At 45.3% G+C, this 22,144-nt stretch carries 21 protein-coding genes and 1 pseudogene; 9 read left to right on the forward strand and 13 right to left on the reverse strand.

The window, feature by feature from the left end:
• Nucleotides 1-98: 98 nt before the first annotated feature.
• Nucleotides 99-749, reverse strand: coding sequence for an RNA ligase family protein (locus QUA10_RS20115; protein ID WP_333084321.1), 651 nt, complete (start codon nt 747-749; stop codon nt 99-101).
• A 233-nt stretch (nt 750-982) separates the two neighbouring features.
• On the reverse strand, nt 983-2,224 hold the full coding sequence (locus QUA10_RS20120; protein WP_333084319.1) for an HhoA/HhoB/HtrA family serine endopeptidase: 1,242 nt from the start codon (nt 2,222-2,224) through the stop codon (nt 983-985).
• Nucleotides 2,225-2,403: 179 nt separating this feature from the next.
• Here QUA10_RS20120 and QUA10_RS20125 point away from each other — a divergent pair, with 179 nt between their 5' ends.
• A complete protein-coding gene (locus tag QUA10_RS20125; RefSeq protein WP_333084317.1) occupies nt 2,404-2,760 on the forward strand; it encodes a metal-sensitive transcriptional regulator in 357 nt (118 codons plus the stop codon).
• A 296-nt stretch (nt 2,761-3,056) separates the two neighbouring features.
• Here QUA10_RS20125 and QUA10_RS20130 read toward each other — a convergent pair whose 3' ends face one another.
• Nucleotides 3,057-3,494 carry a helix-turn-helix domain-containing protein gene (locus tag QUA10_RS20130; RefSeq protein ID WP_333084315.1) on the reverse strand — a complete coding sequence of 146 codons (438 nt, stop codon included), beginning with the start codon at nt 3,492-3,494 and terminating at the stop codon, nt 3,057-3,059.
• A 911-nt stretch (nt 3,495-4,405) separates the two neighbouring features.
• Here QUA10_RS20130 and QUA10_RS20135 point away from each other — a divergent pair.
• The 7 genes and pseudogenes from QUA10_RS20135 (at nt 4,406) to QUA10_RS20165 (ending at nt 9,401) form a co-directional block, all read left to right on the forward strand.
• On the forward strand, nt 4,406-4,540 hold the full coding sequence (locus tag QUA10_RS20135; RefSeq protein WP_333086349.1) for a hypothetical protein: 135 nt from the start codon (nt 4,406-4,408) through the stop codon (nt 4,538-4,540).
• Between the two features lie 36 nt (nt 4,541-4,576).
• On the forward strand, nt 4,577-5,221 hold the full coding sequence (locus QUA10_RS20140; RefSeq protein ID WP_333084313.1) for a pentapeptide repeat-containing protein: 645 nt from the start codon (nt 4,577-4,579) through the stop codon (nt 5,219-5,221).
• 158 nt (nt 5,222-5,379) lie between these two features.
• Complete coding sequence (locus QUA10_RS20145; protein WP_333084312.1) at nt 5,380-5,628, forward strand: hypothetical protein; 249 nt, start codon at nt 5,380-5,382, stop codon at nt 5,626-5,628.
• 93 nt (nt 5,629-5,721) lie between these two features.
• Nucleotides 5,722-6,444, forward strand: a pseudogene (locus QUA10_RS20150) (RNA-guided endonuclease TnpB family protein); the annotation flags it as partial.
• 243 nt (nt 6,445-6,687) lie between these two features.
• On the forward strand, nt 6,688-7,464 hold the full coding sequence (locus QUA10_RS20155) for a pentapeptide repeat-containing protein (RefSeq protein ID WP_333084311.1): 777 nt from the start codon (nt 6,688-6,690) through the stop codon (nt 7,462-7,464).
• A gap of 183 nt (nt 7,465-7,647) precedes the next feature.
• The gene (locus QUA10_RS20160) at nt 7,648-8,796 is read left to right on the forward strand and encodes an AAA family ATPase (RefSeq protein ID WP_333084310.1); all 1,149 of its coding nucleotides are present in this window, start codon (nt 7,648-7,650) and stop codon (nt 8,794-8,796) included.
• Nucleotides 8,793-9,401: a DUF4276 family protein gene (locus QUA10_RS20165; protein ID WP_333084309.1), complete on the forward strand. Its 609-nt coding sequence runs from the start codon at nt 8,793-8,795 to the stop codon at nt 9,399-9,401. Before QUA10_RS20160 ends, QUA10_RS20165 begins: the two co-directional genes overlap by 4 nt.
• Nucleotides 9,402-9,473: 72 nt before the next feature.
• Here the strand turns inward: QUA10_RS20165 and QUA10_RS20170 are convergent, their stop codons facing one another.
• From QUA10_RS20170 to speB, 10 genes are all read right to left on the reverse strand, one after another.
• Nucleotides 9,474-12,479, reverse strand: a complete 3,006-nt coding sequence (locus tag QUA10_RS20170) for a GAF domain-containing protein (protein WP_333084308.1) — start codon at nt 12,477-12,479, stop codon at nt 9,474-9,476.
• Between the two features lie 374 nt (nt 12,480-12,853).
• Nucleotides 12,854-13,306: an NADAR family protein gene (locus QUA10_RS20175; protein WP_333084307.1), complete on the reverse strand. Its 453-nt coding sequence runs from the start codon at nt 13,304-13,306 to the stop codon at nt 12,854-12,856.
• A gap of 191 nt (nt 13,307-13,497) precedes the next feature.
• Nucleotides 13,498-13,887, reverse strand: coding sequence for a hypothetical protein (locus QUA10_RS20180; protein ID WP_333084306.1), 390 nt, complete (start codon nt 13,885-13,887; stop codon nt 13,498-13,500).
• An 87-nt stretch (nt 13,888-13,974) separates the two neighbouring features.
• Nucleotides 13,975-14,523, reverse strand: coding sequence for a ribosome recycling factor (gene frr / locus QUA10_RS20185; RefSeq protein ID WP_333034638.1), 549 nt, complete (start codon nt 14,521-14,523; stop codon nt 13,975-13,977).
• A complete protein-coding gene (pyrH, locus tag QUA10_RS20190) occupies nt 14,510-15,238 on the reverse strand; it encodes a UMP kinase (protein WP_333076369.1) in 729 nt (242 codons plus the stop codon). The genes frr and pyrH overlap by 14 nt, the downstream gene beginning before the upstream one ends.
• Before the next feature lie 131 nt (nt 15,239-15,369).
• Nucleotides 15,370-15,768, reverse strand: a complete 399-nt coding sequence (gene msrB, locus QUA10_RS20195; protein ID WP_333084305.1) for a peptide-methionine (R)-S-oxide reductase MsrB — start codon at nt 15,766-15,768, stop codon at nt 15,370-15,372.
• A gap of 90 nt (nt 15,769-15,858) precedes the next feature.
• Entirely contained in the window at nt 15,859-17,676 is a 1,818-nt protein-coding gene (modB, locus tag QUA10_RS20200; RefSeq protein ID WP_333084304.1) for a molybdate ABC transporter permease subunit, read from the reverse strand.
• Between the two features lie 70 nt (nt 17,677-17,746).
• Nucleotides 17,747-18,553: a molybdate ABC transporter substrate-binding protein gene (modA, locus tag QUA10_RS20205; RefSeq protein ID WP_333084303.1), complete on the reverse strand. Its 807-nt coding sequence runs from the start codon at nt 18,551-18,553 to the stop codon at nt 17,747-17,749.
• Nucleotides 18,554-18,732: 179 nt separating this feature from the next.
• Nucleotides 18,733-19,290, reverse strand: coding sequence for a thioredoxin family protein (locus QUA10_RS20210; RefSeq protein WP_333068721.1), 558 nt, complete (start codon nt 19,288-19,290; stop codon nt 18,733-18,735).
• A gap of 133 nt (nt 19,291-19,423) precedes the next feature.
• A complete protein-coding gene (gene speB / locus QUA10_RS20215; RefSeq protein ID WP_333084302.1) occupies nt 19,424-20,353 on the reverse strand; it encodes an agmatinase in 930 nt (309 codons plus the stop codon).
• Nucleotides 20,354-20,632: 279 nt separating this feature from the next.
• On the opposite strand from speB, the gene QUA10_RS20220 reads away from it, so the two are divergent.
• Entirely contained in the window at nt 20,633-21,547 is a 915-nt protein-coding gene (locus tag QUA10_RS20220; RefSeq protein ID WP_333084301.1) for an alpha/beta fold hydrolase, read from the forward strand.
• Nucleotides 21,548-22,144 lie beyond the last annotated feature (597 nt).

Consider the following 22,144-nt stretch of genomic DNA (forward strand, 5'->3'; position numbering starts at 1 on the left):
GAAAACGACAAGGTTAATTGTACTCAAGCAAAAGACGAGGTTTTAGCGATCGCACTACTCGATCGATTCATGGAAAAACTTAGTCTTCAGATTTGATATTACTCCCAGTAATTTTCCCAATCATCCTTAAAAGCTTGCTGCAATCTCTGCATATACGCATCAGTCTTAATCTTCACCATCCACAGATTATTAGCATTGCTGCCTCCCTTGCACACAACACCTTCATCCACACCGTATTTCCCCTTGCGAAGATCGTCCATAAACTTGCCCGTCAGTTTGCCGCGATAAATCACTCGCGCAATATTTAATTTACCAAAATCCTGAATAAACCGATCGGGAACAACCATACCGCCCTCAGTTTCCACATCAAAAAGCACCAGTTGTTTGCGATCGTCCTTTTGGTGCATTCCCGCAAACGAGTTAGCACCAAAAAACTCTGTAAACACAGTAATTTCAGCGCATTGATACTGTTCGTTCTCTCGAAATATAGACTCTAAGGGACTAGCAAAATCTCTTTTAAATATTTCAGGTGCTTCTTCTAAACCTGGATGTGCAGCATTAAATTCTGCAATTCCCATCTCATCCAAATCAAATCTACTGCGGCGCGTACCAAAAGCATACCAACCAAGTTCAACTTCCCAAACCCAATGCAAATTAGTGCCATCGTACTTCTCAAAAGCTATACATTGTTCATGAGGGCAATTTTTACTATCGGGAATTTTGGGATAGGCAAGTTGAACTCGTGTCATATCAATCACCAATAATAAAACTCGTTTGTAGTGAGGATTTTAGTCGCTATTAAGCTGTGTATTTAAATTGCACGGTAAAATAATTTTTGACTCTGGTGATGTGGGCAGGAGAACCCGTCCTCAACATACAATTTAAATGCACAACAGCTTACCTAAAAATATTAAGATTTGACGAAAATCCTCACTACAAACTTTATGTGGTGTTTAACAGTTTCCCCCGTTCCCCTTCACTTCTAAAAATCTTGCAATTGAGCAGTTTGAACGGCTACTTCTTTAATCTGGGAACCGCGCCGCACTTTCAGTTTCAGAATTTGACCGATTGTGCTGTTGTCCACCAAACTTTGCAACTGTTCGGCCTCAGTCACTCCCTCACCGTCTATTTGAACTATCACATCCCCTTTGCGAAGGCCTGCTTTCTCAGCAGGGGTATTTGGCACAACTCGCATCACTAACACCCCTTTCACTTCCGGCACAATTAAAGGAGCATTGGGGTCAGAATTATTCTCTCTGGCCATTTCAGGAGTCAAAGCAATCATCTGAATTCCCAAAAACGGATGGCTGACTTGTTCTCCCTTGGCTAACTGCGCGTAGATGGCCTTGGCTTTGTCGATCGGAATCGCAAAGCCTATACCCATTGCATCAGCTCGAATCGCCGTGTTGATGCCAATCACTTCTCCTCTGCTGTTTAACAGCGGGCCGCCGGAATTGCCGGGATTGATGGCGGCGTCGGTTTGAATGAAATCGAGCCGCTTGTCGGGAATGCCGACGGCTGCACTGGATCGTTTGAGGGTGCTGATAATGCCCAAGGTGACGGTGTTGTCAAATCCCAGGGGGTTGCCCACGGCGATCGCCCAATCTCCTACTTTCACCGCGTCGGAATCTCCTAGCGTTGCCACGGGCAAGTTAACTTCCTTGGTATTAATTTTGACAACAGCCAAATCTGTTACTTCGTCAGTACCTTGCACTTTTCCTGGAAATGTCCTGCCGTCGTTTAAGGTGACAGTAACTCGATCGGCTTTGTCAACTACGTGAGCATTGGTTAAAACAATCCCGCTTTTGTCAATGATGAAGCCGGAACCTTGACCGCGTAAGCGTTCTTGTCTGGGGGTCATGCTCCGTAAATCTTCTCCCAAAAACCTGCGGAAGAAGGGGTCTTCCATTAAGGGATCGATGTTGCGGCTGACAGTGCGTTCGGTATCAATGCGAACAACTGCCGGCCCGACTCGATCGACAGCGGCGGTCACAAAACTGCCGGTATCCCCTGGGAGTTCAGGACTCCGCAGCGCTAACAGTTGGGGATTCGCGGCGGTGGGTGGGAAACTCTGGAACTGTAAGTTGGGCGGATTGCTGCCATCAGCGGCAGCGGGTGCAGCATTGATTGCTAACGCACTCAGGGCGATAGTCATTCCTAAAATTAGGGCGAACCAACGAGCACCGATTCGAGGTGCAGGCCGAAAAAACTTAAATAGTCGCATAGCGTCAATCTTTGTTAGTCTGGGTTAGTCTGGTAAAGGTGTGCGATCGTGCGGACTCAATAATCTGCCATTATGAAGATCCTAAATGTATTTAGACAGTTACAATACATGAGTCACGAGCCCGCACGAACTCAACATATTCTGAATTCTAACTTTTAAAAATTTCCCTCGTAACCCCAATGATTATATCTGATACTTCTACTGACAAATCCTTGCCCTCAAATTCCCACCACCACCATCACGACGATCAATCAGTCCACCCTCACCATCACGATGAAGAATCGATGCGACGGCTGGTAAATCGCTTGTCTCGGATTGAGGGGCACGTCCGCGGCATTAAAACAATGGTTCAAGAAAACCGTCCCTGTCCCGAAGTTCTGGTGCAAGTTGCTGCGGTGCGAGGCGCGCTCGATCGCGTAGCGAGAATCATTCTTGACGAACACTTAACCGAGTGCATTGCCCGAGCCGCTAAAGAAGGTAATATCGATACGGAAATCGAAGAATTGAAAGCGGCTTTGGATCGGTTTTTGCCTTAGCCGCTGTCAATTTTTCCATCCATATAACAAAACTTGCAAATTAGACAAAACTTGCAAGTTATGCTTTCTAACCAATTTTTTAAGCATCTTTCACAAACCCGGGAAAAGCATCAAATCTTCTCCCCTTCACCCCATTGCCACAACATACAATTTATATGCTCCGCAGTTTATGAGAGCGAGTTTTGTTAAAAAAGAATTAGTCCGGTTTGTCGTGATGACGCAACTCCTCAAAATCTTCAAAAGCTGACGGCAAATAATTAGATAATAGGTGCTTAATCCGACGTGGTATGAACAGTCTAGACTTTCGTCAGCTTAGCTTTTAGCTGGTATCTGACTGTTGCGTAAACGGCTTTATAGGAAGCCTCGATGCTATATTCCTGCTGCAACCACTCTTGAATTTCTCCATAGCTTTTAAAGCCTTTATGGGGGTCGCTGAGGCGCATTGCCAAACTAGCGCGTGCCAGCGGAGGAATGGCCGGCTTGCGGCCGCCGCTGTGCTTTGTTTCGAGGAGTCCTTCTAGTCCATCAGATCGGTACTTTCTCAGCCACCGCTGCACTGTAATTCGATTTACCCCAATAGTCATTGCCAATTCTTTAACTGTCTTAACATGACAAATTTTGAACAGGTAAAGTGCTTGAATTTTTTGAAAGCCGCTTGCCGTTTTTTGTTCAGTTAACAGGTTTTTTAGCTCTTCACTTGTCTCTGTGATGCTAAGTTTACATACTCCAGCCATATCAATTACCTCACGATTCGCGTTCTACAATACCTTTGTTTGACAAGGGAGCGAAAGCTGCTCCCATCCTAAATGCTGACCTTTTGTTTGCCCTGAAGCAATACAAAAGCGATCGTTCTCATTAAACTTTTTCCTTCCTGGAGGCAGTCAGACGCTCAGAAACCGGATTATTTTAACCTGGAGCAAGGTTGCCATGATTTTTGTGGGTCAAAAACCAGGTTTCTGGATCATTTTTGTATTTGATGGAAAAGCGTCATTGCTAATAGTGATAGCAGTGAACGGATCGACTGTAACATTACCGACAATAGGTGACTCTTAAGGAATACCATTTATTCTCTTATTGTTAAACATTTATCATGGTTTTCCTGGTATTTATTGGTATTTATTGCGAACGTATAAGCGATTTTTAGCCATTAGGTGCTAGCAAACAGAGGAATGTCTGTACACCAGCGATCGCATTTTTATACAGACATTCCCCTACTCCCAGAAGTGCATTTCTGGCTTTCGCTGTGTGAGAAATCTTGATACATCAACACTCTCATCACCCGGAGTGGGTAGCGGCGAGTGACGTTGCAACCGACTTTCACAGCAAGCGGGCAAGTATCTGTGAAACTACTGACTTTATCGCCATTTGAGTAAAACACGACAAGGGTGGTATTGTCAATTTTTCAGTATTACAGTATGAGTATCGGCTATTTTTTCCTGCCTGCTGTGATCGAAAGGGGGTATCCTATGTGATACTACTAACATCGGTCAGTGATCTATATCACACGTATGTTCAGTGAACTCAACTATGCACAAAAAGTTATGGGTTCGATCAATCGGACTTTCCACCTAGAATCTTTGGGAAGTGCGATCAAACTTGTGGTTAAAATTTTTAAAGGTTAATGTTTAACCAAAGGGAAAAGAGAATGCAGCTTTGTCCTTCACCCTCACCAAACCCTCTAATTTATACTCAAACCTTGCAGATTCAGGGAAGTTTCACCCAGGGTGTGAATATTTCAGAATCTAAAATAGCAGAACATCCGGTGCAACCAGCTTGCTGACAGTATTCTTCATTTAAAAGGTGTAGAGAAGCCACAATGAACGTTGACGAACTGCTCAAGCTATACGCAATAGGAGAAAGAAATTTTAGCGGGGTCTACCTGCACGAGGTCTACCTCTACGAAGCAGAATTGATTGGAGCCAATCTGTATGAAGCCGACCTGATTGGAGCCAATCTCAGCAAAGCCAAACTCAACAGAGTCAACTTTGGCAAAGCCAATTTGTGCAAGATTAACTTGAGCAAAGCAGACTTAGGTGGAGCAGACCTCACAGAAGCACTTTTACTTGAAGCTAACCTGAATCGAGCTGAGTTGATGGGCGCAAATCTCAGCAAAGCAGACTTGAGCGGAGCTTCCCTGATCCAAGCAACTTTAATTGGAGCCAACATATCTCGGGCAACACTCAGCCGTGCAGACTTGCACGGAGTAAATCTTTACGGAGTAAACTTGCGTAGGGCGGTGCTCACAGAATGCGATTTAATTGGCGCAAACTTGAGCAAAGTAGACCTTAGCGGAGCTGACTTAATGGGGGCGAGTCTAATTAGGGCAGACTTGACTGAAGCGATTTTAAGTGCGTCAGACTTAAGCGGAGCAAACCTGTTGGGAGCAAACCTTACAAAAGTTAACCTGAGCGGAGTATATCTTAAGGGTACAACGATGCCCGACGGCACGATTCACGACTAATTTATTTGTTAATTTTTATGGTTGCCGAGAACAGCGGCTAAAGGGTAATGAGGTTTTCATAGAAAATCCTCGTTGGAAACCCTGCGTCTTTAGACCAGGGAGAAAAACGTCAACAGACACTCAAGGTAGTAGACCGAACATTCAAAAGCTTCTACGGATTGATTAGTGCAAGTAGTGAGGGAAGCTACCAACAGCGAGTTAAGCTTCCTCACTACTTGCCAAAAGACGGCTACTTCTTGCTGATAATCCCTTGCGGGTGGTCTACCCGTAAGGACAAGACAAAAGTACCGAGACTGCTCATCAAAGACGGCAAGTTTCTGATACCCATGTCCAATCAGTTCAAGAAACAGTTTGGGGAAGTCTGGCTCAACTTTCCCGACCGCATTGACTACGAATCCCTCAAATAGATTCGCATTCACCCCAAATACAACGGTCGATACTTCGAGGTTGAATTTATCAACGAAGTAGAACCAGAACCCGTATAAGTCAATCCCCGTAGTTCGATTAGCATTGATTTGGGAGTAGACAACGTTGCTGCTTGTGTTGATACCAATGGGGCATCCTTCCTTGTGGATGGCAAACCAATTAAATCGATTAACCAGTGGTACAACAAACGCAATGCTTGTCTGCAATCCATCAAGGATAAGCAGGGAATTAAAGGTATTACCAACCAGCAAGTAAAGCTGGTGACAAGGCGCAATAATCAGGTGAGAGATTACCTGAACAAGGCAGCACGGTTTATAGTCAACCACTGCATTGATAACCAGATTGCACAACTGATTGTTGGTTATAATCCTGGAATCAAACAGGAAATCAACATCGGAAAGTGCAACAACCAGAACTTTGTACAAATCCCGTTTTATTCTTTGCGTTCTAAGTTGAGAGCGCTGTGTGAGCGATACGGATTCGTTTACACCGAACAGGAAGAGTCGTATACCAGCAAGGCAAGTGCTATCGATGGTGATGAAGTACCTGTTTACAATGCCGACAATCCTAAGAATTACCAGTTCTCTGGTAAACGAATTAAGCGACGAGGATTGTATCGGACAAAAGAGGAACATCTGGTTAACAGTGACTTGAATGGTTCAGCAAATATCGGAAGAAAAAGTAAGCACAATGGCTTTGCCGGAGTGTCTAGGGGGTCATTGACTGCCCCAAGAAGGATTAATCTTCTGAAACTAGAGAGAAATTGTGAAGAAGCGCGGATTTATCCCGTTTCGTAACATCTTCTTAGAATCCCCTCGGCTTTAGTCAGGAGAGGGTCAATACCCTAATTTATGGGCAGCGAAATCTTTATTTGACACTAAGGTAAGGCCGAGAACTTCAATGTAGGGTGCTGATGGCGCACAGAACTCCTACATACGGCAAGTCAAAAGATTTGTTGGGTAAACTTGTGTTATGGTGATTTTCAATTGCTTCGAGAAAAGCTATTTTAGATTTAATATTTTGGATTTTGGACGGTTAAAATGAAACTCAGAATCCTCGCTGCTGTAACGCTGCTGAGCTCGATCGCCCCGATCGCTCCTGCACCCGCCGAGAACATCCAACACACGCAACAATTACTAGCCACCCGACAGTGCCCCAACTGCGACCTCAGCAGTGCAGGCTTGGTTTTAGCCAACTTAACCGGAGCCAATCTCAAAGGTGCTGACTTGAGGTTGGCGAACCTCAGTCGAGCCAACCTCACCGGGGCTGATCTCAGCGGTGCCAACCTCAGCGGCACCAGCCTGTTTGGCGTCAACCTGACAGGGGCTAACCTCAGCGGTGCCAACCTCAGCGGTGCTGACTTGAGAAGTGCCTATCTCAGCGACGCCAATTTGCAAGGCGTCAATTTAACTAACGCGCAACTGCTCGGAGTTAGAGGAATGCCAACCAATATCGGCACCGCTGAAGACTTCTACCGGTTGGGAGTGCTGGAAGCTCAAGCAGGAAACTACAGAAACGCCATTGATTATTACAATCAAGCGCTGAATCTGAAATCGGATTTAGCCGCCGTTTATTTTGCGCGCAGTATGTCTCGCGCTGACTTGGGAGACTTCGCCGGCGCGACTCAAGACGCTGCAATAGCAAACAAACTCTTTGCAGCTCAAGGAAATCCCCAAGGTCAGGAGTTGTCAAAGCAGTTAGGCGAAGCCATTGTTGCACGTCAAAAGCCTACGGAACCCCGCACTTCCAGCCGGGGCGACTTTATGAGTCTCCTCGGTTCGATCGGTTCTGTGCTGGTGAAGTTGATCTTGCCTTAAAGACTTGTGAACGGCCTGCTCCAACGACTTTTCATGCTGCGCCAACCCAAGCGATGTAGAGCGTTTCATACACCCATCTGGCTTTACTAAACCCCTAATGTCTGTCAGGCAGGTATACTTAGCCTAGTCTGGATATATCTGTCTAGGCTAGTTTAACTATTGATAGTAATGATGGTTAGTAGTATGAATAGATTTGAAAATATATCAGTAAGGGGTTTTCGGCGTCTTCAAAATATTGAGCTTGAGATGAGAAATCTCATCGTCATGATTGGTGCAAACGGAGCAGGAAAAACTTCTTTTTTAGATGTTCTTTCAATACTAGCCGCTTCAGCAAGTGGAAATTTACAGAATTTATTGCAACTTAAAGGCGGCTTGAATGAAATTTTGACAAGAGGTAAAGTACAAGAACTTGAAATTGAGATTTCAATGCAAGTGCCAAAGGAACAACCTTTGAAGTACAGCTTAACATTGTCACGTAAAGGTTTATCTTATGAAGTTAGAGATGAATCTTTAACACAGCAGAGAAATCTCAACAGAGCTGAACCATTCAAGTATATTGAATCACAAGGTTTGGATATTAAATATTCTCAAGAAGAAAGCAGAGGATTTGTGAGACCGAATTGGGAGCATAATCCTCTTGAAACATCCCTTTCTCAAGTTCCTAAAATGTATCGCGAACCTGAGAGCCTGAGAAAGAGCCTTGCTTCTTGCACATATTATGGAGCACTCGATGTTTCAGAGAAAAGTCCCATCCGTCTACCTCAAGCAATGCGCCCTGCAAAGTTGCCTGGGGCCAGCGGTGAAAACCTGGTTTCCTGTCTTTATGACCTTCGGGAAACCGATCCCGACCGTTTTGAAATGGTTGAAAATATCATTTCTGCTGCGTTTCCAGATTTCGAACGATTAAACTTTCCTCCGGTTGCCGCAGGAACTATGTCTATGACTTGGAAAGATCAAAATTTTTCTCAGCCTTTCTATATCCATGAGTTATCAGAGGGAACGCTGCGTTTTCTCTGGTTGGTTACGCTCCTTCAAAGTCAAACTTTAACAACTATTACGTTGCTAGATGAACCAGAAGTTAGCCTACACCCGGAACTCTTAAGACACTTAGTTTATCTAATGAGAGAAGCTTCAAAACACACTCAACTGATAGTTGCCACACACTCAGATAGACTCATCAGATTTCTCGATCCAAGCGAGGTTTTGGTCTGCGATTTGGAAGAAGGGGAGGCAAAAATGAGGTGGGGTGACACTTTTAATTTGGATAAATGGTTAGAAGATTATAGTCTTGACCAGCTTTGGGAAATGAATGTGATGGGTGGCCGTCCATGAAAATTGCTATTTTGGTTGAAGGTGCTACTGAAATGGCATTTAGAAAGAAGCTTCGTGAGTTTCTGGAAAGTCGTTTAGAGCAAAAAATGCCCAGACTCGACTTTAAACCACAAAATGGTGGAATTCCCAAGGAAAAAAAACTCAAGCGTATTGTTGAAAATCTCCTCGATAATGATGGCTATGATGCTGTAATTGCACTTACAGACGTTTATACCGGAAAGCAGGACTTTAATGATGCCAATGATGCTAAAGAGAAAATGATGACATGGGTAGATAAAAACCCAAACTTCTATCCTCACACAGCATTACATGATTTTGAAGCATGGCTTCTTCCCTACTGGACAACTATCCAGAAGCTGGCGAAACACAACCGTTCTGTTCCTAGGGGTTTGCCTGAAACTGTGAATCACCAAAACCCACCTTCCGATCGGATTAAGGAGATTTTTAGCTCGGGACAATGCAGAAGAGACTATAACAAAGTGATTGATGGAAAGGCTATTTTGAAAAAAAACGATTTGATGATTGCGATTCAAGCTTGTCCAGAGCTAAAAGCTTTTGTGAATCGAATTATCTCTCTCTGCGATGAAGAGAAAATAATTTCTTGATGCCCGATGTTAGAGTCCCGACTTATTAAAGAAGTCGGGACTCTGGGTGGTGAGTTTTTTAGGTTGTTCTACCTAATTCAGGGGAATCTCGATCCAGAACTCTGTACCATGACCGGGTACAGAAACACACTTAAGTACGCCTTGGTGTTTCTCAACTACAATTTGGTAACTGATAGACAGTCCTAAACCCGTGCCCCGACCTACGGGTTTAGTAGTAAAAAACGGATTAAATATATGAGAGATTAACTCTTTTGGGATGCCGTGACCATTGTCTGCAATGCAAATTCCTACCGTTTTTTCATTGATTAATTCCGTGCGAATCCGAATGCAAGGGGATGGGAAATCAGGAATCAAACACTCGGTGGTTGCCTGTATATCTCCTGACTCGATAGGCAGTATTTGGGAGCTTAAATGCGTTGCCGCTGCACTTGCCGCTTTAAAGGGAAGATCCATAACTCGCTCTTTTTTTCCCATTTCTAGGGCGTCAAGGGAATTACCGATCAGATTCATAAATACCTGATTGAGCGAGCTGGCATAGCATTCTACTAAGGGCAACTTGCCATATTCTTTAATAATTTCTACGGTGTTGTGATCAGAATTGGCTTTGATCCTGTGCTGCAAAATCAACAGGGTACTGTCGATGCCCTCGTGAATGTCAACGGCTTTTTTCTCGGCTTGATCGCTCCTGGAAAAATTACGCAAAGATACAACTAACTGGCGGATGCGCTCAACTCCGACTGTCATGGAACCCAAAATTTTTGGCAAATCTTCGGCAAGAAATTCGATGTCGATGGCTTCGGAACACTCGCTAATTTCTGGGTTCGGATTTGGGTAGTGCTGGCGGTAGAGTTCCACCAAGCAGAGTAAATCTTTTGTGTATTCGCTGGCGTGGGACAGATTGCCGTAGATAAAGTTAACGGGGTTATTGATTTCGTGGGCGACTCCGGCCAGAAGTTGTCCGAGACTGGACATTTTTTCGGTTTGAATCAGTTGGGCTTGGGTATTGTGCAGTTCTGTGAGGGTTTTAGCTAGCTGTTCGGCTTTTAATCGATCGGCAGTTGCTGCATTGAGACTTTCTTGATAAAGTTCTGCTTGGTGAATGGCGATCGCAGCTTGAGCCGCTAAATGTTGCACCAATTCCTGTTCTGCTGTGTGCCAAACTCTCGGTCCCGAACACTCATGGGCAATCAGCAACCCCCACAATTTGGAATCTTTGCCTTTCATTGGCACAATTAAACTTCCTCTCACCTGCAACTCTTCCAAAAATTCGCGGTGACAGGGTGTTAAATCCTCAGTATAAATATCATTAATTGCTCGCACCCGTCCGGCTCGATAAAAGCAGTCTGAGCCTTCGGGAAAGCATTCTTGTGGAGATGTGATACCTAAAATGGATCGCCACTCGCCGCAAACAGCTTCGACAACTACCTCGCCCTGTTTGTCGGCCGCAAATTGGTAGATTACCGTGCGATCGGTATCCAACAAAACTCTGACTTCTCGCACAATAGTTTGCAGTATTATTTTTAAATCTAAGGTGCTGCGAATCTGGTCTCTAACTCGCGTCAATACTTTGGCAAAGTCCAAGGATTGTTGCAATTGGGCGGTGCGTTCTTGAACTTGGCGCTCCAAGTTGGCATTCAGGGTTTGCACTTCTTTATAAAGAACGTACTGCCCAATGGCCGAACAAAATTGGCTGCCTATAGCTAAAGCTTGCTCAATTTCCTCGTACTTCCACTCGGGCGACTGACCTTTTTTTATTTCTCGCCAGACTTCAAAGGATTGTCTGGGAAGGGTTTGTGCAGCGCTGGTGTCAAAGCGCCCCGCCCACATTTTTTCGGTATCAATTGCATTGCGAAAAATGGTCAAACAGCCAACTACTTGTTGTTTGTAGTGGAGGGGAATTACCAGCAAACCCCTAATTTTAGTAGATTGGAAAGCGGGAACTAAAACTCTAAATAGAGGTTCTTTGTATAAGTCGGTAATTATCAAAACTGGGAATTGACAGTTAGTAAAAATTGAAATTTTGGGAATTTCTTCAGTATTTTTAAATCCTTTGGTTAGCCATTCCTGCCAGAGGGGATGAGCTTCCAGCGCCTTAACTTTTTCCCAGTTGGGAAGTGTCGGTTGTTCTCCTGTGGTGAACAGTTCAAAGGTAGCATCACTGTGGGCCGGGGCAGTTGGCAATCCTCCTTCAATCTTGGGAGGGGATAAATTTTCACCGTTGATTTTCGGCGGGTTGAGATAGAGTCGGCCACCGCTGCCGCCCAAAGCGGTGACGGTGGCTTCTAAACCCTGTTGCAGTTGAATATTTACGTGACCATATAACAGGGCTGCTATGCGGCTCACGGTAGCTTCGCGGGCCGCTTGAGAGCGGGTTTGCTCGAGGAGAAGTGCGTGGGCTATAGCGCTAGACAATTGATCTGATACGAGCTGAACTACTTCTAAATCTGCTGGTGAAATATTGAGAGGCGCGGAGTGGTGAGACACTAAAAGTCCCCACAGTTCGATGTGAATTTTTTGATTATTTCCTGGCTCGTATCGAGTCAGACACGTGGCCGCCTCGCAGATATCTGTTTTGCTGTTTTCCGACGCTATCCTGCGGTGCAAAATCGGCACGACTAAGGAAGATTGCACTCCCATTGCCATCAGGTAAGCTGTGTGGCAAGGGTCGAGCGCTCGGTAGTGCATCTCTTCCTTTACTAAAGGTTGACCGGTGTCTGCAGCATCGAGGGGACTCAGAACGATCGTCCCTGAGTTAACATCTATTATTGTCCGCTGGCGCAAAGTGACATACATCTCCCTGGCGCTGGCGGGAATGTCGTCTGCTGGAAAGTGCAGCCCTTTCAAGGAAGGGAGATGGTTGTTATTAATTGACTCAGCAACAACTTCTCCGCTGCCGTCAGCACTAAACCTGTAAATCATAATGCGATCTGTTTTCAAAAAAGACCGCACTTCTGCTACTGTACTGGTTAAAATATCTTCTAATTCTAGAGATTGGCGGATGCGTTCTGTTATCCGCCGTATCAAAACTTCTCTATCTAGTTTATAATGTAATTCTTGCGTATTTTCTCTGAGGTGCATAAATCTCCTTTTGTACTTAATACAATGATAATAAGAAGTTTTGAGGTGCTGTGGTCGCGAGCCAACTCAAATGCCTCACCCTGAGTTTTTGACTCAACCGATCTGTACAATTAATGGCTAGCGCAACGTAGACAGACGACGGTGTATCGCCTCTGGCGCACTGGCGTAAGGAAAATCTGCGATGGCGCCAGTTTAATCCTTGCCTTCAACAGGCAGAGCGAGTTAAGCAAATAATAATTATTATTATTTTAATGCTCTTATAAATTTCTCGCAATCTTAAACTTTCATTATGAAAATTCTTCATTGTTAGGATAACTTGACATTTGTTGTAGAACTTCATATAATGATAATTAACGAAAGAATTTGATTTTCTCTCAGCGCCCCTGGCCCTGACTAATTTCTTGGCGCACGCTCATCAGAATTTTACCCAAATGATTTTGACCGGTTCTGTCGCAGCCACACCCCCAGTAGTAATCCGTTGGCGAATCCTCGACAATCACTCGATCCCCTGTGGCAAGAAGAATAGCTTGAATGTCTGTATGAGTGAGAAACTTAGTTAAAACTGCTTCGCGCATAATGGGAATTTTCACTGCTTCCCAATCAGCACGAATCCGGTGCTTGGGATCGCGACCTAATTTAGCGGCTTCTTGAGGAGTTGCTACGGCTTGAATCGCCGCTACTAATCTTTTATCTGTGCTGACAAATTTTTGGGCTTGATAGTAATGTTCCACAGTCAACCAATATTGACCGTGCAGAGAAATGTCGTGTAGTGAAAAATTAGAAAAGCAGCCGTAAGGCTCCTCTACTTTATAAAAATAAATTATCATTTGATTTTAGATTTTAGATTTTAAATTTTACAGGATTTACGCGAAATCCAATTATCTAGGGTGCTTAGGGGCGCACCTTACCGCTTTTGAAAATGAGGAATTGAGAATAAGGAATTGGGATTTAAGAAGATTCTCTCTTCTTTCTTCCCTCAAAATCCATGCGTTAAATCGGTTGCCGAACTTCCTTCGTTCTAAAACGGCATCAGCTTTTTAAGAGGGCGGTTAGCGATATCGGCATAACGCAGTTCGCCACACAAAATTTTGCTCATCAACTGAGTAGTCATCGGCAATTTGACCCCCGCTCTGTAAGCAGCTCCTGTAAACTGATAGAATGCTCTAGCCAAGCGACTGGCCCAAATCATATGAGTGTTCCATTCTTGGGCGATCGATTGAGTGGACGGCTCCTTAGCGTCCTCGGCACCTCCTAGAGCTCGATCGATCGCCTCAGCAGCCTTAAATCCGCTAACAATGGCAGGACGAATTCCTTCACCGGACAACTGGTAATGGGTGATTGGTAATGGGACAGGAGGAATTGGTAAGTTAATGAGTGTTAAATCTTGAGTTTTTAACTCACAACTCACAAATCATTAAGCGTCTGCTCGTTGTTCGCGGCCGGATCTCGGCAATCTCAAAACTATTCCTATTCCCCCTGCCAAATTTCCGATTCCCTAAACAGTCGTGATATCTTTCTCTTTCGCTGCCAGAACTTCTTCTATTTTGCCAATGTACTTGTCCGTCAGCTTTTGAATTTTATCTTGCAAGTCGCGGGATTCATCTTTAGAGATATCGCTGCTTTTTTCCTGCTTGCGAATCGAGTCAACGGCATCACGGCGGATATTGCGAATTGCAACTTTACCTTCTTCAGCAAACTTCCCGGCCATTTTGACAAATTCTTGGCGTCTGTCGCTCGTCAGCGGCGGAATGTTCAAGCGAATAACTGAACCGTCGTTGTTGGGAACGAGTCCTACATCGGACAGGGAAATTGCTTTTTCGATCGAGTTGAGCGCTGTGCGATCGAACGGTTGAATAGTGATCGTAGTCGCATCCGGGGTGCCGATGTTGGCAAGGGATTTGATCGGAGTTGGAGAGCCGTAGTAGTCTACCATGACTCGATCGAGGAGAGAGGCGTTGGCCCGTCCCGTCCGAATAGTATTAAAAGACCGTTGAGTAGCCTCAACCGCCTTTTGCATATGATCTTCTGCGTCAGCTAACTTCACAAAAACCTCCGACAAGAGTTCCAATAGATTCTCCCATTACAGCTCGGTAGATGTTGCCCGACACCGAGAGGTCAAATACCATAATAGGAATATTATTTTCTTTGCAAAGGGCGATCGCCGTACTGTCCATCACCCGCAAATCTTGATTCAAGACGTGGGCATAGGTGAGGGTTTGATACCTGCGCGCGTTGGGGTTGAGGTGGGGGTCGGAATCGTACACCCCATCTACCTTAGTAGCTTTAAAAATCACCTCTGCATCAATTTCAGCCGCCCGCAAAGCGGCTGTAGTATCAGTAGTAAAAAAAGGGTTGCCAGAACCGGCACCAAAAATCACTACTCGTTTTTTTTCGAGGTGGCGAATTGCCCGCCGCCGGATGTAGGGTTCAGCTACTTCTTGCATGGCGATCGCCGATTGCACCCGCGTTGGCACTCCTGCTTGTTCCAGGGCATCCTGCAAAGTGATAGCATTCATCACCGTAGCAATCATGCCCACATAATCAGCCGTTGCCCGATCCATCCCTGCCGAAGCAGCTTTCACCCCGCGAAAAATGTTGCCACCACCGACAACAATCGCGATTTGAATGCCTTGGGACACGACTTTGGCCACTTCCTGGGCGATCGACTGAACGACTATCGGATCGATGCCGTAGCCCAAGCTGCCCATCAGCGCTTCACCGCTGAGCTTCAGCAAAACTCGCTGATATACCATCCCCATGCCGCCACTATTTTTTTACTCTTTTTGCCTCCACCATAAGATAGCAGTACGGGTGCATTTTGAACATCAATTGCCCGGAACAGACCCAAAAGTCTGTTCCAGAACACTTGACTGAGAACGGTTGACTAAATTTAATCCTTGGGGACGAAATTAAGAGCAGCAGAATTCATGCAGTAACGCTGACCGGTAGGTTTCGGGCCGTCGTTAAATACGTGACCCAGATGAGCGTCGCAAACAGCGCACAGTACCTCTGTTCGGCGCATGAACAAGGTATTATCCGACTCGCACTTGACATTTTCTTCGCTAACTGGAGCGTAGAAACTCGGCCAACCGGTACCGGAATCGTACTTGGTTTCTGATTTAAATAGCTCAGTGCCGCAGCAAATACACTTATAAGTTCCTGGTTTTTTGTTGTCGTGATATTCGCCACTAAAAGCTCTTTCCGTTCCTTTTTTGCGGGTGACTTTAAACTGTTCTGGCGTGAGTTGTTGTTGCCATTCTGCGTCGGTTTTTTTAACTTTTTCAGGCATGATTTGATGTTTAGTTAAGATGTATTTAGCTGTTGAGTGTTAACTGTTAACTGTTGAGTGTTGACGGTTAACGGTATATTGCTAGTTAACTCAGGCTTCCATTAATATTAACCTAATTGGCTCGAAATGAACATACCAGGGAAAAGGATTGTCCTTAATAGCCCTCCACTTTTCCTTGAAAACTTCGGCTTGCAAGTGATAATCTTGGGAATCATTGGGAGGCGAGTGCAATTTGAGATATAATGTCACCCGGTGCGGAGTTTCCACAGTCGAGGCGATCCAACAAGCAAAAGTATTTTCACGATCGCACCCGCTAACAAAAATCAGTTGATGAGCCCGAATTCCCAGAGAAACTAGAGATTTGGGAATTGGTTCGACTACAGTCAGAGTACAGCCCCAGTCGATCGCCTCCACAAGAGTTTCTGCGATCAGTTTAGCTGCTGAGAAATTCTTGCAGCCCGTCAACTGGGCGACAGTGAAGTTGCCAGGGCGATCGAAAATGTTCTGTTTTGTATCAAAGGCGATCGGCTTTCCCTCTGCCAACACCAATAGATTTTTGCACACCCGGTAAACTTCCTCTAAATTGTGGCTGACAAACAAAGTAATGCCCCGATAATTAGCCAGAGTCTGCATTAACTCGCGTTCAAGTTGACTGCGTAAGTGAGTATCCAAAGCAGAAAACGGTTCGTCTAACAGCAGCAATTCGGGAGAAGGGGCGATCGCCCTCGCCAAAGCCACCCGCTGCTGTTGGCCCCCCGAAAGTTCGTGCGGGTAGCGGTTTTCCAGTCCCGACATTTGCACCGAAATTAGTTGTTCTTTTACCCGAATTTTTTGTTCGCTTTCAGATAAATCCTGCAAGCCAAACGCAATATTTTGAGCAACAGTCAGGTGAGGAAATAAAGCATAGTTTTGAAACAAAAAACCGATGCGGCGGTCTTTAGAAGCTACATTAACACCCTGTGCCGAGTCAAATAAAACCCTGCCATTGACTACAATTTTACCGCTCCTGGGAGTTTCCAAACCGGCGATGCAGCGCAGAGTCATGCTTTTGCCGGAACCCGACGCGCCCAAAATTCCCAGCACTTCCGGGCCGATATCGAAGCCGACATCCAAGGCAAAGCTGGAAAGAGGTTTAAAAATGCTTAAACAAAGTCCGCTTTTCGGTTGTTGTGGGGATTTTGTGGTAAAAGTAGACGCGACTTTAGGAAGATTTGATTGCAGTCTTGGGTTCGGATTCGGTTTGGGCGATATCTTTTGTAAATCAGTCCAAAAATTAACAGCAGTTAGCACGCTCAAAGAAATACTCAGAATAATCAAAACCCAAATAGCAGCTTGCCTCATATCCCCTGCTTCCACAGCAAAATAAATTGCCATCGGGATAGTTTGAGTTTGTCCGGGAATATTCCCCGCTAACATCAACGTCGCGCCGAATTCACCCAAAGCGCGAGCAAATGCGAGAATAGTTCCTGCTAAAATTCCCGGCCATGCTAGCGGCAACATAATCCGCCAAAAGACTTGCCACTCCGATGCTCCCAAAGTGCGAGCAGCATTGAGAAGATTGGCATCAATTTGCTCAAAAGCTCCCAAAGCAGTTTTGTACATGAGGGGAAATGAGACAACTGTGGCAGTAATGGCGGCGGCTTGCCAAGTGAAAATTATAGTTAAGTCGAATTGTAGCAAAAATTGCCCGATCGCCCCATTTCTCCCAAACAGCAGCAGCAGCAAAAATCCCACTACTGTCGGTGGCAAAACTAAGGGAGAAATTAAAATGCCTTCAATCAAAGCTTTACCTCTGATGCGAGTAGAAAGCATCCACCGAGCGGCCGCCATTCCCAGGAAAAAGGTGATAAATGTCGCAATAGCGGAGGATTTTAGAGATATCCAGAGCGGAGAAATATCAAATTCCATCTATAAATACATCCGCGTTAATCAACGCTTATCTGCTTTCATCAGCGGTAAAAAATCCATAATTAGTTAGTTATCGAACTAGGCCAAATCCGTATTTCTGAAATACTATTTTAGCTTGATCGCCCGCCAAAAAGTCAACAAACGCTTTTGCCGCAGCGGGATTGCGGCTGTTTTTAATAACTGCCAGCGGATAAACAATGGGCGAGTGTAAATTTTCAGAAGCCGTTACCCGCACAGTTACTTTGTCGGAGGCTGTGGCGTCAGTCGTGTAAACTATACCAGCATCAACGTTACCGCTTTCGACGAATGTCAGCACTTGGCGGACGTTATTTCCTAGCACTAATTTTGGCTGGATTTGCTGCCACAATCCAAGCTTAGTTAGCATTTCCTGAGCGTATTGGCCCACAGGTACGCTTTTCGGTTCGCCGATCGCAATTTTCTTGATTCTGGCATCTGTCAACTGTGTGAAATCGCTCAAAGCACCACCGTTTTTGGGAGTAATCAAAACTAGGCGATTTGTCAGCAAATTGCGGCGCGTGTCGTTAATTAGCAGGTTAGATTGCTGCAAATCGTTCATTTGTTTTGTAGCGGCGCTGAAAAATACATCTACCGGGGCGCCTTGCTGAATTTGCTGTTCTAGAGCACCGGAACCACCAAAATTATAAGTAATAGTAAAATTCGGATTACTGCTTTGATAAACAGCTTTGATTTCCTCTAAAGGTTTCGATAGACTGATAGCAGCGGATACGTTTAATGAGGTGCGCTGCGGCGTATCGACTGAAGAAAAGTTATTAAATAAGTTCCAACTAATCAGCAGTGCTAGCATGAAGGCGACTGCGAGAATTAAGTTGGGAATACGTCTACTTTGTAAGTTCACAGAAAATTGTTTTGAATCTTTTTACTCCTTACCAGGCAGAGCCTGGTAAACCAGATTCGGAGGCTGTACCTCCAATTTGCCTCCAGTCTTTAACGAGGCCAAGCCTCTGGAAATAGGTTCCCAGGCACAGCCAGGGAACCAGTTAATAATTACTGCCGGAACGTTAATTTTAAATCTGCCTATGCTCGCCATTTGACGGAACAGCCTATCGCCTCTGTAGTTGAAGGCTCAACGGGTTGACTGTTGAGCAATTGGTCGATCGCACTCCGCAGATAAGAAACCTGCACCGCCGCCGGATCGTCAGCGTTGTCGTCAATTAAACCTTTATAGCGCAGTTTGCCGTCTTGGTCTAACAAAAAAACCTCCGGGGTTTTAGAAGCCCCAAAACTTTCAGCCACATCTTGAGCAACATCTCGGATGTACGGGAAGTTGAGTTGATTGTTGGCGGCAAAAATTTTCATGTTCTCAAAACTGTCGTCGGGATATTGATTTGCATCATTAGCATTAATCCCGATTAAAGTAACATCTCGATCTTGAAAATCTGCTTGAAGTTCTTTCATACGATTGAGATACAACTGCACGTAAGGGCAATGATTGCACATAAATATCACCGCGATCGCCCGAAATTTTTCTAAATATCGAGCTAAATGATGAACTTCTTCGTCAACTCCCGGCAGTTCAAAATCGGGAGCGTAGCCGTTAATGGGAGTACCCGTTGTATCGATTAGTAAACTCATGTTTTCAGGAGGTGAAGAGGAGTATTTGCCAGCATGAAAGATGAAACTGTCAGCACGAATAAAATTGGCTGTTGTTTGGCTTTAGCTTAATTCTAGCCTTGCCAACAGCCTATTGTGATTCGTACTTCGCGATTTATTCCTCGCCTGGCTTTAGCCAACCTTGAGCCAGAGCTTGGTATCCAATAAGTTTGTATGCTAATTTGGCGGCGGTAAATTCTGAGACTACAGAATCTACAATAGGTGCTAATTCCATAATGTCACACCCGATTACTTCGTAGGACTCGAAGACGCGGCGCAAAAATGCGGTGAGGGAATACCAATTTAACCCGCCCGGTTCTGGTGTTCCCACCCCTGGAATTAAAGTCGGATCGATGCCGTCTAAGTCGATCGTCAAAAATACTCGCTTAGTTGTTATGCTGGCAATTGCCCGATCGGCCCAATCCGGTTGAGTAGCGATTTCCCTAGCTCGAATCACGTTTAGCTGTTTTGCTTTAATCAAGTCGGCTTCTTCCTTGCAGATAGCGCGAATCCCGATTTGCAGTGTCGGTAAGCCCATATCGACAATACGCCGCATCACGCAGGCGTGGTTGTGGATCGAGCCTTCGTATTCGTGCCGCAAGTCTCCGTGGGCGTCGATTTGCACGACTGTGAAAGGTTCATCCGGGTATGCTTGGCGATAACCTTCGACAACGCCGGCAGTGATGCTGTGTTCGCCTCCGAGGGAGATGACAAATTTATTTTCGGTAACTAGCTGATGCACTGCAGCTTGGGTGACTCGCAGCATTTCTGAGGATGAAACTGGTTGCCTGTTGCGGGTATCGGCGATCGGCTCTTGTGTATAAATTCCGACATCGTAGCAAACTTCGGAATCCAATTCTTCGTCGTAGCACTCGAGTTGATGAGAAGCTTCTAGAAGTTTAGCGGGCCCGTTTTCGCACCCCCGGCGGTAAGTGGTGGTAGCTTCGTAGGGAATTGGTAAGATAACTACTTTGGCGGTGTCGTAGTCTGGTACGATTTCCGACCCCAGAAACGGTACGACAGCAGTGGAAATGATCGTTGGCATAAGGGAAATTTTAATACAGCAAAGAAGTCAGCAGGTTTAATCGTGACATAATATCGGCTCTAACTGCAAAGTCAGAAGGAAGAAGGAAGAAGGAAGAAGGAAGAAGGAAGAGGGAAGAGGGAAGAAGGAAGAGGGAAGAGGGGAGAGGGAAGGAAGGCTGAGGATTTATGCAGTGGGAGCCATCTCCCCGTGGTTGCCTCGAATTGCGATACGGTTTGTAGTAATGACTTGAGTTCTTTGCAGCCTTGCATTCATCTAAAATCTAAAATCTAAAATCGCATGACATCTTCTACTCCCACTTCGTCAACTGCTGTTGCACCTCAAACTTGGCTGTGGAAAGGCTTTCCCATTTGCTACCAGGCTGCGGGTTCCCAGGGGCCTGCGGTGGTGTTTGTCCACGGTTTTGGTGCGTCTTGGGGTCACTGGCGCAAGAATTTGCCGGCGCTGGCTGCTGATTGCCGCTGTTATGCGATCGACCTCATCGGTTTTGGCGGTTCTGCTAAACCCGCGCCCAAACTTGAGATTGACTATACTTTTGAAACTTGGGGACAGCTAATTGCTGATTTTTGTCGGGAAGTTGCGGGCGGGCCGGCTTTTTTGGTGGGAAATTCGATCGGCTGTGTGGCAATTATGCAAGCCGCTGTGGATTTTCCCGATATTGCTTCTGGCCTAATTTTACTCAATTGTTCCCTGCGGTTGCTGCACGATCGCAAACGCGCCGAATTGCCTTGGTATCGCAGTTTTGGAGCGCCAATTGCACAAAAAGTTTTAAATATCAAGTGGATAAGTCAACTATTTTTTAAACAATTAGCAACGCCAAAAACAGTAAAAAAAGTGCTTTTGCAAGCATATCGCCGTCCTGAAGCTGTCAGCGACGAACTGGTAAATATGCTGCTGGAACCTGCCAAAGACAGCGGCGCAGTGGAAGTATTTGTAGCATTTATCAGTTATTCTCAAGGCCCGCTACCGGAGGATTTGTTGCCGCGTTTGAGCTGTCCGGCTTTGATTTTGTGGGGGACAGATGACCCTTGGGAGCCGATCGCATTGGGGCGAGAATTGGCAAAGTTTCCGGCTGTTGAAAAGTTTATTCCTTTGGAGGGAGTGGGACACTGCCCACAGGATGAAGCGCCGGAATTGGTCAATCCTATTTTACTCGATTGGATTAAAGAGCGATCGGTAATTGCAGAAAATTAGTGCATTTGCTCCTTTGGTGCGGGAAGAATTGGTTTGATTGAACCGCCCAGACGCGAAGAACACGAAGGAAGAAGTAGGAAGAAGAAATTAGGACACGGCAGTGCCGTGTCCTCAGTATTATAAGGAGTGCAGCCGGAAGTGATATTACACCCCACATTCCGCACCCCCAACTGGCACATACGCGGATTGAGAGGGTAAAAGTGAATCATCCCAGACAATAGTGAGTAAAAATACTCAATTATTGCGGTCACGCTCGCATCACCTAGTTAAGCATTCCTGATAATAGACGTGAGGGCGTGAGTTAAATCTGATGTAGGTTAAAATTGCGATGGTCACAAACCAAGTTTATTACCTCACTGTTACCTGATTGATGACGAAAATGCGTTAATTGCGATGGCAACCATAGTCAATCATCACCAAGAATAGCATAAACTTGCGATCGCGATGAACGCTCAAATCAGAATTCAGCAGCCCATGCAGAAAGCATCTGACATGACAGTAGAAAACTTAGACAATCTAGGGGTGCATCTCACGTTTGCAAATATATGAAAAAAGGGCGAAAATGAAAAAGCTAGTAAAACTGTGAAAAAAGATGAG

Source organism: Microcoleus sp. Pol8_D6 (genome assembly GCF_036700965.1).
GTDB lineage: Bacteria > Cyanobacteriota > Cyanobacteriia > Cyanobacteriales > Microcoleaceae > Microcoleus.

Excerpts from the sequence above, each read along its gene's own strand:
- msrB (WP_333084305.1), bottom strand. The coding sequence starts at position 15,768 with ATGCCTGAAAAAGTTAAAAAAACCGACGCAGAATGGCAACAACAACTC.
- QUA10_RS20135 (WP_333086349.1), top strand. The coding sequence starts at position 4,406 with ATGCAGCTTTGTCCTTCACCCTCACCAAACCCTCTAATTTATACTCAA.
- speB (WP_333084302.1), bottom strand. The coding sequence starts at position 20,353 with ATGCCAACGATCATTTCCACTGCTGTCGTACCGTTTCTGGGGTCGGAA.
- QUA10_RS20115 (WP_333084321.1), bottom strand. The coding sequence starts at position 749 with ATGACACGAGTTCAACTTGCCTATCCCAAAATTCCCGATAGTAAAAAT.
- QUA10_RS20220 (WP_333084301.1), top strand. The coding sequence starts at position 20,633 with ATGACATCTTCTACTCCCACTTCGTCAACTGCTGTTGCACCTCAAACT.
- pyrH (WP_333076369.1), bottom strand. The coding sequence starts at position 15,238 with ATGGGGATGGTATATCAGCGAGTTTTGCTGAAGCTCAGCGGTGAAGCG.
- QUA10_RS20155 (WP_333084311.1), top strand. The coding sequence starts at position 6,688 with ATGAAACTCAGAATCCTCGCTGCTGTAACGCTGCTGAGCTCGATCGCC.
- QUA10_RS20120 (WP_333084319.1), bottom strand. The coding sequence starts at position 2,224 with ATGCGACTATTTAAGTTTTTTCGGCCTGCACCTCGAATCGGTGCTCGT.
- QUA10_RS20165 (WP_333084309.1), top strand. The coding sequence starts at position 8,793 with ATGAAAATTGCTATTTTGGTTGAAGGTGCTACTGAAATGGCATTTAGA.
- QUA10_RS20125 (WP_333084317.1), top strand. The coding sequence starts at position 2,404 with ATGATTATATCTGATACTTCTACTGACAAATCCTTGCCCTCAAATTCC.
- QUA10_RS20210 (WP_333068721.1), bottom strand. The coding sequence starts at position 19,290 with ATGAGTTTACTAATCGATACAACGGGTACTCCCATTAACGGCTACGCT.
- QUA10_RS20175 (WP_333084307.1), bottom strand. The coding sequence starts at position 13,306 with ATGATAATTTATTTTTATAAAGTAGAGGAGCCTTACGGCTGCTTTTCT.
- QUA10_RS20140 (WP_333084313.1), top strand. The coding sequence starts at position 4,577 with ATGAACGTTGACGAACTGCTCAAGCTATACGCAATAGGAGAAAGAAAT.
- QUA10_RS20160 (WP_333084310.1), top strand. The coding sequence starts at position 7,648 with ATGAATAGATTTGAAAATATATCAGTAAGGGGTTTTCGGCGTCTTCAA.
- modB (WP_333084304.1), bottom strand. The coding sequence starts at position 17,676 with ATGGAATTTGATATTTCTCCGCTCTGGATATCTCTAAAATCCTCCGCT.
- QUA10_RS20170 (WP_333084308.1), bottom strand. The coding sequence starts at position 12,479 with ATGCACCTCAGAGAAAATACGCAAGAATTACATTATAAACTAGATAGA.
- QUA10_RS20130 (WP_333084315.1), bottom strand. The coding sequence starts at position 3,494 with ATGGCTGGAGTATGTAAACTTAGCATCACAGAGACAAGTGAAGAGCTA.